Source organism: Pedobacter sp. WC2423 (assembly GCF_040822065.1).
Taxonomy (GTDB): domain Bacteria; phylum Bacteroidota; class Bacteroidia; order Sphingobacteriales; family Sphingobacteriaceae; genus Pedobacter.
Genome location: NZ_CP162005.1, coordinates 5,040,623 through 5,052,758, shown reverse-complemented (window position 1 = coordinate 5,052,758; position 12,136 = coordinate 5,040,623). Strand labels below are relative to the sequence as shown.

The following is a 12,136-nucleotide window of genomic DNA, read 5'->3' as shown; positions in this document are numbered from 1 at the left end:
TTGTATTAAGCGTGTATCCAGCTGAATTTATATTCCATTGTTGGAGTTTTCATTCTTTCTGCAACGCGTAATAAGCGGCTTGGCAGAGCCATGATATAATCACGGGCTTTTTCACCAGCCTCATTCAGGTCTTGCATATTTTCAATTTTCCACTCCACAATAAGCTGCTGCATAATCTCCACATAATCAACTGCTGTATAAACACCTAAGCGTTGTGCAGCATCAGTAAAGTGGCCAAAAGTCTGCCCCATTTTCATTCCCATTTCTCTCAGGAAGTGAGCAGGCATAACAATTTTCATGCGCATCATATCTTCGAAAGCAATCATAGCTTCACTAGGATCAACTTCAAATATTTTAGACATAAAGTCCTTATAGGCTTTGGCATGTCTCGCTTCATCAGATGCAATTACTCCACAAATTTTGGAAAGTAAAGTATCTCCGTCTTTTTTAGCTAAAGAAGCTACTCTACGGTGAGATACATTCGTTGCAAGTTCCTGGAAACTTGTATAAATGAAGTTACGGTAAGGGTCATGGCCAGTACCAATGTCAAAACCATCAGCAATAAGATATTGCGTAGAGATTTCCATTTGGCGCATATCAACACGGCCTGATAAATAAAGATATCTATTTAACAAATCACCGTGTCTGTTCTCTTCAGCAGTCCAGTGACGTACCCATTTCATCCAGCCACCCTGTTCATTTCTTGAAATACCATCGACCATGGATAACCATGATTCGTACGTTGGTAATGCTTCTTCTGTAATAGTATCGCCAATTAGTACGGCAACAAGATCGTATGAAAGGTCATTTGCAGTTTCGCGAAGGGATTTTATGTCTTGAATAAAAGTATCACTGGTAGAAACAGGCAAAAAATCAGTTGGCTGCCAATTCGTATCAATCGGTTTCAGGTAAGTATCCATCATATCAAGCATATATTGCTCAATGTGAAGCATTACTTCCCGTCTTTTTTCAGCAAAAAAACTCATTATATGTGTGTTTTAGTTTAACACCAAAGATAACCAAAATTATTTCATAATGCCTTTCTGACACCATTTAATAGCAGATTAAGCTCAAAAAATGTTCTTGTATAAACGTAAATTATTAAAGCATTTCAAGGATGTGTTTATACAACGTATGAAAGGGTCAGATTGTTGCAGATTTTAGCAGAATAAGTACCTGTTCAGGAAGCGGGTCTTGTCTTTTCCTGAAAAGGAATCTGTAAACAAAAAGATTTATATACTCTTTTCAGACCCGGCGCTAAAATCCATGATTAATATATAAAAAGGCTTATAACAAGAAAAGCCTGTAGTTTCCTACAGGCTTTCTTTAAGATTTGGCACCGACCTACTCTCCCACGTGTTACCGCAGTACCATCGGCTCTGGTGGGCTTAACTTCTCTGTTCGGAATGGGAAGAGGTGGACACCACCGATATAGGCACCTAAATGTCTTTATCCAGCTTTTGTTATTTTCAGCTATTAATTTATATAGCTTTTGTTATTATCGCTCGATTGATATTGTAATTGTTTTCCGTTCCCGGGCTTAAAGGATCCGCATCACTGCTTTTCCTGTTTTCACTCCGGTCCATCAAACGATGACATATTATTGAAAGAAGTTAGTTATGAAGAACAAACAACAGTTTATTGCTCTTGAAAGCTTCGGATGATTAGTATTACTCGACTATGCTGTCACCAGCTTTACATCTGTAACCTATCAACGTAGTAGTCTGCTACGGTCCTATATGGAATTCTCATCTCGTGGCTAGTTTCGCACTTAGATGCTTTCAGCGCTTATCTATTCCCAACGTAGCTACTCTGCAATGCCCCTGGCGGAACAACAGATTCACTAGAGGTTAGTCCAACCCGGTCCTCTCGTACTAAGGTCAGCCCCACTCAAAATTCCTACGCCCACAACAGATAGGGACCGAACTGTCTCGCGACGTTCTGAACCCAGCTCGCGTGCCACTTTAATCGGCGAACAGCCGAACCCTTGGGACCTTCTCCAGCCCCAGGATGTGACGAGCCGACATCGAGGTGCCAAACCTCCCCGTCGATATGAGCTCTTGGGGGAGATCAGCCTGTTATCCCCAGCGTACCTTTTATCCTTTGAGCGATGGCCCTTCCATGCAGAACCACCGGATCACTATATCCGTCTTTCGACCCTGCTCGGCTTGTCTGCCTCACAGTCAAGCAAGCTTATGCTATTGCACTCCTCATACGGTTACCAAGCGTATTGAGCTTACCTTTGAAAGCCTCCGTTACCTTTTTGGAGGCGACCACCCCAGTCAAACTACCCATCAAACAATGTCCCCCCCGAAAGGGGTTAGACACCGAATACAAAAAGGGTGGTATTTCAACGTTGACTCCAGAACGCCTGGCGACGCCCCTTCATAGTCTCCCACCTATCCTACACATCCTGTATCCAATGTCAATGTTAAATTGTAGTGAAGGTGCATGGGGTCTTTCCGTCCCGTTGCGGGTACCCGGCGTCTTCACCGGGACCACAATTTCACCGAGCTCATGGCTGAGACAGCGCCCAGATCGTTACACCATTCGTGCAGGTCGGAACTTACCCGACAAGGAATTTCGCTACCTTAGGACCGTTATAGTTACGGCCGCCGTTTACTGGGGCTTCGATTCAATGCTTCTCCTTTAACAGATGACATCCCCTCTTAACCTTCCAGCACCGGGCAGGTGTCAGGCCTTATACTTCATCTTTCGATTTTGCAAAGCCATGTGTTTTTGTTAAACAGTCGCCTGGGCCTTTTCACTGCGGCTGACATTGCTGTCAGCGCCCCTTCTCCCGAAGTTACAGGGCCATTTTGCCGAGTTCCTTAGCCATGATTCACTCGAGCACCTTAGAATTCTCTTCCCGGATACCTGTGTCGGTTTGCGGTACGGGTTTTTATAACCTGAAGCTTAGCGGTTTTTCTTGGAAGTCTGATTACCTGCGCTATCCACTTACCCGAAGGCTTGCGGTACTATCGACCTTCAGCAAGAGTGGCGGATTTGCCTACCTCTCCTATACCTACAGTCTTTAACGATCTATTCCGTCAGATCGCGGCAGTGTCACTACTCCGTCCCCACATCGCAGTTATAAAAAGTACTGGAATATTAACCAGTTGTCCATCGAATTTCCCCTTCGGGTTCTCCTTAGGCCCCGACTAACCCTGATCCGATTAGCGTTGATCAGGAAACCTTATCCTTTCGGTGGGCAGGTTTCTCGCCTGCCTTATCGTTACTTATGCCTACATTTGCTTTTCCAGAAGCTCCACCCTGGCTTACGCCAAAACTTCGCTGCCGCTGGAATGCTCCCCTACCGTAATATTAATATTACCCATAGCTTCGGTGTACTACTTTATGCCCGTTTATTATCCATGCACGATCGCTCGACTAGTGAGCTGTTACGCACTCTTTAAATGAATGGCTGCTTCCAAGCCAACATCCTAGCTGTCTAGGCAATCGCACCTCGTTAGTTCAACTTAGTAGTAACTTGGGGACCTTAGCTGATGGTCTGGGTTCTTTCCCTCTCGGCCCGTGACCTTAGCACCCCGGGCCTCACTGCAGTGTATATTTATTAGCATTCGGAGTTTGTCTGGATTTGGTAGGATTTGACTCCCCCGCACCCAATCAGTAGCTCTACCTCTAATAAACTTAACCACCACGCTGTTCCTAAAAACATTTCGGGGAGTACGAGCTATTTCCCAGTTTGATTAGCCTTTCACCCCTACCCACAGATCATCCGGAAACTTTTCAACGTTTATCGGTTCGGTCCTCCAGTACGTGTTACCGCACCTTCAACCTGTCCATGGGTAGATCACAAGGTTTCGCGTCTACCTCCCCTGACTATACGCCCTGTTCAGACTCGCTTTCGCTTCGGCTGCGTGTCTTAAACACTTAACCTTGCCAGAGAAGAGTAACTCGTAGGCTCATTATGCAAAAGGCACGCCGTCACGCCACCTGGACGCTCCGACCGCTTGTAAGTACACAGTTTCAGGTTCTATTTCACTCCCCTGTTCGGGGTTCTTTTCACCTTTCCCTCACGGTACTGGTTCACTATCGGTCTCTCAGGAGTATTTAGCCTTACCGGATGGTGCCGGCAGATTCCCACAAGGCGTCTCCGACCTCGCGGTACTCAGGATACTACTAGACTAATGTTACTTACGTGTACGCGGCTCTCACGCTATTTTGCCAGGCTTCCCATCCTGTTCCACTTCATTTCATTAATGCCATATTGTAGTCCTACAACCCCAGCTATGCCGTAACATAACTGGTTTGGGCTCTTTCCCGTTCGCTCGCCACTACTTAGGAAATCATTATTATTTTCTCTTCCTCTGCTTACTTAGATGTTTCAGTTCGGCAGGTTTGCGCATCGTAATGCGACTAGTCTTCAACTAGCCAGGTTTCCCCATTCGGAAATCTCCGGATTAATTCATATTTGCTAATCCCCGGAGCTTATCGCAGCTTATCACGTCCTTCATCGCCTCTGAGAGCCAAGGCATCCCCTGTGTACTCTTTCTTACTTTCTTCTCTCCATAGCCTTTTGCGCCTATGGAAATGCTTTTTTTAATCTGTTATTAACCCTTACGGATTCAGTTCGTGTATAAATACACTTGTGTTTCCTTCAAGCTAACAACGTCTCTATTGTTGTTTGCTCTTCTTTATTAACTTCTTCCAATATGTCAAAGAACTTTATTGTCCCGGGTATTCAGTATTGCTACCATCTTTACCCTATTTCCTGTAGCTTTTATCTTAACTACGGGACAATCGTGGAGAATAACGGAGTCGAACCGTTGACCTCCTGCGTGCAAGGCAGGCGCTCTAGCCAGCTGAGCTAATCCCCCTTAGAATATATAATGTAGTCCCGAGCAGATTTGAACTGCTGACCCCTACATTATCAGTGTAGTGCTCTAACCAACTGAGCTACGGGACTATTTAACTGGGTCAGGGTTGTTGTTGAGGTGTCTCAGCACAATTCCTTTTCCTCGGTCAATTCCTTCTTTCAGTAGGTGAACAACACTAATGTTGATGTTTCATCCTATGGGTTTTTCTTTTGAGATTTTATTGTCATTTACTTATATACTGCTGTTGCTCTAGCTGTTAGAGTTTCATTGGTATATCATTTACGCAGCGAGTTATCTATCTTGCTCCAGAAAGGAGGTATTCCAGCCGCACCTTCCGGTACGGCTACCTTGTTACGACTTAGCCCCAGTTATCGGTTTTACCCTAGGACGCTCCTTGCGGTTACATACTTTAGGTACCCCCAACTTCCATGGCTTGACGGGCGGTGTGTACAAGGCCCGGGAACGTATTCACCGTATCATTGCTGATATACGATTACTAGCGAATCCAACTTCAAGAGGTCGAGTTGCAGACCTCTATCCGAACTGTGAATGGCTTTTGGAGATTTGCTTGCTGTTACCAGCTTGCTGCCCTCTGTACCATCCATTGTAGCACGTGTGTAGCCCCGGACGTAAGGGCCATGATGACTTGACGTCGTCCCCTCCTTCCTCTCTGTTTGCACAGGCAGTCTGTTTAGAGTCCCCACCTTAACGTGCTGGCAACTAAACATAGGGGTTGCGCTCGTTGCGGGACTTAACCCAACACCTCACGGCACGAGCTGACGACAGCCATGCAGCACCTAGTTTCGTGTCCTTGCGGACTCATCTATCTCTAAATGATTCACTAACTTTCAAGCCCGGGTAAGGTTCCTCGCGTATCATCGAATTAAACCACATGCTCCTCCGCTTGTGCGGGCCCCCGTCAATTCCTTTGAGTTTCAATCTTGCGACCGTACTCCCCAGGTGGAATACTTAACGCTTTCGCTTAGCCGCTAACTGTGTATCGCTAACAGCGAGTATTCATCGTTTAGGGCGTGGACTACCAGGGTATCTAATCCTGTTTGATCCCCACGCTTTCGTGCCTCAGCGTCAATTTAACCATAGTAAGCTGCCTTCGCAATCGGTGTTCTGTGACATATCTATGCATTTCACCGCTACTTGTCACATTCCGCCTACCTCTAGTTCATTCAAGCTCTTCAGTATCAAGGGCACTGCGATGGTTGAGCCACCGTCTTTCACCCCTGACTTAAAAAGCCGCCTACGCACCCTTTAAACCCAATAAATCCGGATAACGCTTGGATCCTCCGTATTACCGCGGCTGCTGGCACGGAGTTAGCCGATCCTTATTCCTTCGGTACATTCAGCTATCTACACGTAGATAGGTTTATTCCCGAATAAAAGCAGTTTACGACCCAGAGGGCTGTCTTCCTGCACGCGGCATGGCTGGTTCAGAGTTGCCTCCATTGACCAATATTCCTTACTGCTGCCTCCCGTAGGAGTCTGGTCCGTGTCTCAGTACCAGTGTGGGGGGTCATCCTCTCAGATCCCCTAGACATCGTGGTCTTGGTGGGCCGTTACCCCGCCAACTAACTAATGTCACGCATGCCCATCTTAATCCTATAAATATTTGATCATTGCACAATGCTGTGCTGTGATTTTATGCGGTGTTAATCCGAATTTCTTCGGGCTATCCCCCTGATTAAGGTAGGTTGCATACGCGTTACGCACCCGTGCGCCACTTTCCTCCTTAGCAAGCTAAAGAGTATCGTTCGACTTGCATGTATTAGGCCTGCCGCTAGCGTTCATCCTGAGCCAGGATCAAACTCTCCATTGTAAAATGTTATGTTTGAACACTGACCATTCTTAACTTGTATTAATAATAGTCTTATTCTTATTTGTCTGTCAGAATAGACTTAAAAAACTCGCGCGGTTCATGTACTTTGAACTTGTACTAGCTTACCTCGCTACGTTTGTAAATGACATCTCTTTAATGAACTTCTCGACAGTACCTCACGGCCAGTCTTTATATGTTGCAATGTTATTCCTTCTATTTCTCAGGTCTTCATGTTCCTGATTCATTTCCGGTATTTCATCGTTTCAGTCTTGTTATTGTGATCTGCTAACATCCGTTAGTGATCTTCCCGTTTTTGTTGGGACTGCAAAGGTAGAAATCTTTTTCGTTTTGTCAAGCTTTTTATTTTTTATTTTCAGAAAGTTTTAATTCCTTCCCAGGAGCTTAACAACAACCTCTACTTCACATCCTTTCAATCCTCAGCACTACATCTTTTTCACTCTTTCCCTTCCTCCGAAGCGGGATGCAAAAGTAGGAAAATTATACCAGCTACCAAACAATAACGCACTTATAATTGTATGCAATCCATAACTGCATGATTCTCAACACGAAATACTTCAAACTAAATTCCACCGCAGCAGCAACCAGCCTGGATTGATTTTAAAAACCGCCAAAAACCTTTACGGCCTATAGCTAATTGGCGCTTTAAACGGTTCAAAAGGAATTCCAAAACCAACCGGCTGCACAGCAATTCCAGCCTCCAAACCTCATGATCAGACGATATAAAGTACAGAAAAACTCAAAACATGGCCTCGTCGTATAAAACAGGTATTTAAAAGGGGTTAAATAGTGCCTTGAAATGACCTTGGAATGAGGTTGGGATGAGGTTGGAATGACCTTGCAATGACCACAGTCATTCCAACCTCATCCCAAGATCTTTTCAAGGTCGTTCTAATACACTACAGTAGTACTTCTATACCATAAGTGTACTCAAATCACTTGACATGACAGGAGAATTTTACTGATTTCACTTGACTTCCACCTCAAAAGCGATCTGTTGAAGAAGAAACAGACCAGAATAAATACCAACATCTCCCCTTATTCAAATCGTATAAAATCAAAATCCAGAAAATGTTGCCAGAATGTTTTAATGAAATGTTCTACCTGTTATATAGCAATCAAACTAGAGTTTATATAGCAATCACACTATAGTATATAGTATACATAAACCAATCGACCCTTCATTTTTCTCAGCGACCATGAAAAGCACCTCCCCAACTTTCTATCGTCAGATTTTTATTCCCCTAACAGGAAACCTTATAAAGGCAAACCATCACAGCTTTCAGCCACAATAATGTTAAAAGTTCACCGTTTTGAATTTAGAAGCAACGCATAACAATACCCGATCCGATAATTCCAATCTCACAATCAAACAAATTATCGCCATAAACATGAGTGAATTCTTCCCTTTTTTAGCCATTAAGTAATCAGATAACGGCTTCCAGAGAATTTATTTGTTAAAATATGTTAACAGCTTGACTTATAAAAAGGCTTTATATAGCTTAGCGGTCGATTATTTTTAATTGACGTTATCGTATTATTAACTTATCTTTGCACAATGTTTAAAATTAAACACGTTTTTATACTAAGTTTTACTGTTATTGCCCTGAGTATTGCAGGTTGCAAAAGCCGTTTTGAAAAAATCAGGCTCAGCAATGATGTAGCTAAAAAATACCAGGAGGCAATAAAACTATATAACAAGAAGGATTATTCAAAAGCCCTTATCTTATTTGAAGATCTTTCTCAGAAATATAGAGGAAGAACTGAAGCTGAAGACCTGAATTATTACTACGCTTATACGTTATACAGACTAAAAGATTACACTACTGCCCGTTATCAGTTTAAATACTTTGCAGATACTTATCCAACAAGTAAAAACGCTGAAGAATGCCGGTATATGGGTGCTTATTGCTATTATCTGGATTCTCCTGAGTATACATTAGAGCAGGAAAACACTTATAAAGCAATTGATGCATTACAGTTATTTATCAACTTATACCCTAAAAGCGAGCGCGTTACACAGGCAAGTCAATACATTACTGACCTTCGTGCAAAACTTGAATTAAAAGCTTATACCAATGCGAGGTTATACTATGATTTGGGTGGATATGATTTATCTTACTATAAATCATCAGTAATTGCTTTGAAAAATGCAGAAACCGACTTCCCTGACATCAAGTATGTAGAGGAAATGGACTTGCTAATCGTTAAATCACAATATTCATATGCTAAAAATAGCTATGCATTCCGTCAGGAAGACAGATATAATGAAGCAATTGGGTATGCAAACGAATTTATTGAAAGTCACCCTGAAAGCAAATACCTTGCTGAAGTGAAAACACTGAAAACAAATAGTGAAGCTGGAATAGAAAATGCGAAACAATTAATAGCGCAGGATGCTAAACTAACCGCGAAATATAAAGCATTAATGGAAAAAGATGCGAAAAAAGATACTACTACGATTAAAACCCCCAACCCATAATGAATACGAATAAACCCGCAATACCAAACACTACGGTAACAAGAAATGTAAACGATTTAGATCAAAAGACCCACAACATTTATGAGTCTTTAGTGATTATTTCTAAAAGGGCTAATCAGATTTCAAATAACATGAAAGAGGAGTTACATGGCAAATTAGCTGAGTTCGCTTCTTCTAATGATAACCTGGAAGAGATCTTCGAAAACAGAGAACAAATTGAAATCAGCAAGCACTATGAGCGCATGCCGAAGCCAAGCCTTATTGCGATTGATGAATTTCTGAATGATAAAATTTACCACAGAAATCCAGCTAAAGATTCACAATAAAATCTGCATAGGTATTATATAGCATAACCACTTGCATTAATAAACCATGCTTAAAAATAAAAACATTATCCTTGGCGTTTGCGGCAGCATTGCAGCATATAAGTCCGCAGTATTAGTCAGGCTCCTGATTAAGGCCGGTGCAAACGTCAAGGTAATTCTTACAGCCGATGCGGCAAATTTCATCACACCGCTTACGCTTGCTACCCTATCTAAAAACCCTGTCTACACTAAATATTTCGAAGAAGAAACCGGAGTATGGAGTAATCATGTTGAATTAGGCCTGTGGGCTGATTATATGATCATCGCTCCTGCCAGTGCAAATACAATTGGCAAAATGGCGAACGGACTTTGTGATAACCTGCTGAGCGCTGTATATCTTTCCGCTAAATGTCCTGTCTTTTACGCTCCGGCAATGGATCTTGACATGTGGAAACATCAAAGCACAAAAGATAATATTCAGAAACTGCAAAGTTTTGGCAATACCATGATCTCCCCGGCAAGCGGAGAACTTGCCAGTGGTTTATATGGAGAAGGAAGAATGGCAGAGCCGGAAGAAATTGTAGCGTACCTTTCAGCAACTATCAAAAAAGGTCTTCCCCTTGTTGGTGTAAAAGTAATGGTTACAGCTGGTCCTACTTACGAGCCAATAGATCCGGTACGCTTTATAGGTAACCATTCTTCAGGTAAAATGGGTTTTGCCCTGGCGGATGAAATGGCCCGCTTAGGAGCAGAGGTGACTTTAATCAGCGGACCTACAGCAGAGCAAAGCAAACAACAGGTAAACAGGATAGATGTAACTACAGCCAGCGAGATGTTAGAGGCCTGTAAGCAAAATTTTGCCGATAGTTCCATAACTATTATGAGCGCAGCAGTTGCAGACTATACACCCGTTCATGTAGCTTCACAGAAAATTAAAAAAGCAACAGAAGAGTTCAGCATAGCGCTTAAAAAGACAACAGACATTCTTTTCACTTTAGGCAAGACCAAAACCAAGGCGCAAATATTAGTTGGTTTTGCACTCGAGACTAACAATGAAGAAGAACATGCAAAAGCTAAACTGATCAAAAAGAACCTTGATTTAATTATCCTGAATTCTTTAAATGACGCTGGTGCAGGCTTTCAAAAAGATACAAACAAAATTACTATCTTTAATCAGTACTTAGAGAAAACGGTATATGAAGTGAAATCAAAAACTGAAGTTGCCAAAGATATCTGTACTGAAATACTAAAGCTGCGCCCTGCATGAAAAAATTCACTTCTCTCGTTCTCGTTTCACTCTTCATTTCCATAACTGGTTTTGCCCAGGAACTCAATACCAGGGTAACCGTAACCGCACCAACAGTGCAAAACATGGATAAGAAGAATATTGAACTGATCCAGAATACGGTGCGTGAATATCTGAATAACAATAAATGGACGAATGAAACTTATCAGCCGCAGGAAAGGATTGAAAGTACACTAGTGATTACAATCAGCTCCTGGGATGGGGCTTCTGGCTATAAAGCAAATGCGCAAATACAAACCAGCCGCCCTATATTTGGTACTTCATACAACAGCACGCTGCTCAATCTGAGCGATAAAGATTTCGACTTCAACTATAATGAAGGAGAACCAGTCAACTTCTCTGATCAGAATTTCCTGAGTAACCTCGGATCATTGCTATCTTACTATGCCTATACCATCATCGGATTAGATAAAGACAGCTTTAGCAAACTGGGTGGAACTCCATATTATCTGAAGGCTCAGAATATTCTTAATGTGGCCCAGGTATCAGGGAATACCGGCTGGAAAGCCTATGATGGTTTACGTAACCGGTACTGGTTAAATCAGAACCTGCTGGATAAGACTTTTGAAGATCTCAGGATTTTCATCTATAACTATCATGCGAATACAATGGATCGCATACAAGAAAATCCTACCAAAGGCTGCCAGATGTTATTAGGTTTCTTAACAGATCTGAAGCAAATGGACAAACAGAAATTAGGCTCCATATTCCCTAATGTTTACCTGGCTACCAAAGCTGAAGAAATGGTAAATATCCTGGCTACAGGAAATACTCAGGATAAAATTCAGGCTTATAATTTGCTGAGCGAGATTGACCCTGCCAATATTAACAAATACGAGATTCTTAAAAAAGGTCTTTAATTACCCTTCTCCATCTTCCTGCCTGCTATATCTTATTTTTATAAAATATATTTTGGATATACGAATATATTCGTACATTAGTACTACGAAACAATTCGTAAATATACTATGTCCTCACAAAATACTATAAAACCGACTGAAAGCGAACTGGAGATACTTCAGATTTTATGGGAGAAAGGAAATTGTACCGTGAGAGAAGTTCACGAGATCCTGACGCAGCATAAAGAAGCTGGTTATACGACAACTCTTAAAATTATGCAGCTCATGCATGAAAAGGGGTTGGTCAAAAGAGATACCAGTTCAAAAACACATATCTACAGCGCACTGGCCAGCCAGCAGAAAACACAGGAACACCTGGTTTCCAGATTAATTGACAATGCATTTAGCGGGTCCGCAGCACGATTGGTGATGCAGGCCCTGGGAAATCATACTTCAAGTAAGGATGAGATAGAAGCGATAAAGAAATATTTAAATGACTTAGATTATAAATAAT

At 42.3% G+C, this 12,136-nt stretch carries 6 protein-coding genes, 2 tRNA genes and 3 rRNA genes; 5 read left to right on the top strand and 6 right to left on the bottom strand.

Annotation, left to right across the window (positions count from 1 at the left end; genetic code table 11):
* Positions 1-5: 5 nt before the first annotated feature.
* From AB3G38_RS21130 to AB3G38_RS21105, 6 genes are all read right to left on the bottom strand, one after another.
* Positions 6-986: an acyl-ACP desaturase gene (locus AB3G38_RS21130; protein WP_367865696.1), complete on the bottom strand. Its 981-nt coding sequence runs from the start codon at positions 984-986 to the stop codon at positions 6-8.
* A gap of 345 nt (positions 987-1,331) precedes the next feature.
* Positions 1,332-1,443: ribosomal RNA gene (rrf, locus tag AB3G38_RS21125) — 5S ribosomal RNA — on the bottom strand.
* A gap of 202 nt (positions 1,444-1,645) precedes the next feature.
* Positions 1,646-4,526, bottom strand: a 23S ribosomal RNA gene (locus tag AB3G38_RS21120).
* 241 nt (positions 4,527-4,767) lie between these two features.
* Positions 4,768-4,841, bottom strand: a tRNA-Ala gene (locus AB3G38_RS21115).
* 15 nt (positions 4,842-4,856) lie between these two features.
* Positions 4,857-4,930: transfer RNA gene (locus tag AB3G38_RS21110), tRNA-Ile, on the bottom strand.
* Positions 4,931-5,150: 220 nt separating this feature from the next.
* Positions 5,151-6,672 (bottom strand): 16S ribosomal RNA (locus AB3G38_RS21105).
* The 16S, 23S and 5S rRNA genes sit together here with 2 tRNA genes alongside, the layout of an rRNA operon.
* 1,576 nt (positions 6,673-8,248) lie before the next feature.
* Between AB3G38_RS21105 and AB3G38_RS21100 the strand changes: the two genes are divergently transcribed.
* The 5 genes from AB3G38_RS21100 (at position 8,249) to AB3G38_RS21080 (ending at position 12,135) form a co-directional block, all read left to right on the top strand.
* On the top strand, positions 8,249-9,172 hold the full coding sequence (locus AB3G38_RS21100; RefSeq protein ID WP_367865695.1) for an outer membrane protein assembly factor BamD: 924 nt from the start codon (positions 8,249-8,251) through the stop codon (positions 9,170-9,172).
* Positions 9,172-9,498, top strand: coding sequence for a DNA-directed RNA polymerase subunit omega (locus AB3G38_RS21095; RefSeq protein ID WP_068402985.1), 327 nt, complete (start codon positions 9,172-9,174; stop codon positions 9,496-9,498). Before AB3G38_RS21100 ends, AB3G38_RS21095 begins: the two co-directional genes overlap by 1 nt.
* A 46-nt stretch (positions 9,499-9,544) precedes the next feature.
* Entirely contained in the window at positions 9,545-10,744 is a 1,200-nt protein-coding gene (gene coaBC / locus AB3G38_RS21090) for a bifunctional phosphopantothenoylcysteine decarboxylase/phosphopantothenate--cysteine ligase CoaBC (protein ID WP_367865694.1), read from the top strand.
* Positions 10,741-11,643, top strand: coding sequence for a DUF4835 family protein (locus AB3G38_RS21085; RefSeq protein WP_367865693.1), 903 nt, complete (start codon positions 10,741-10,743; stop codon positions 11,641-11,643). The genes coaBC and AB3G38_RS21085 overlap by 4 nt, the downstream gene beginning before the upstream one ends.
* Before the next feature lie 108 nt (positions 11,644-11,751).
* Entirely contained in the window at positions 11,752-12,135 is a 384-nt protein-coding gene (locus AB3G38_RS21080) for a BlaI/MecI/CopY family transcriptional regulator (protein WP_367865692.1), read from the top strand.
* Position 12,136 lies beyond the last annotated feature (1 nt).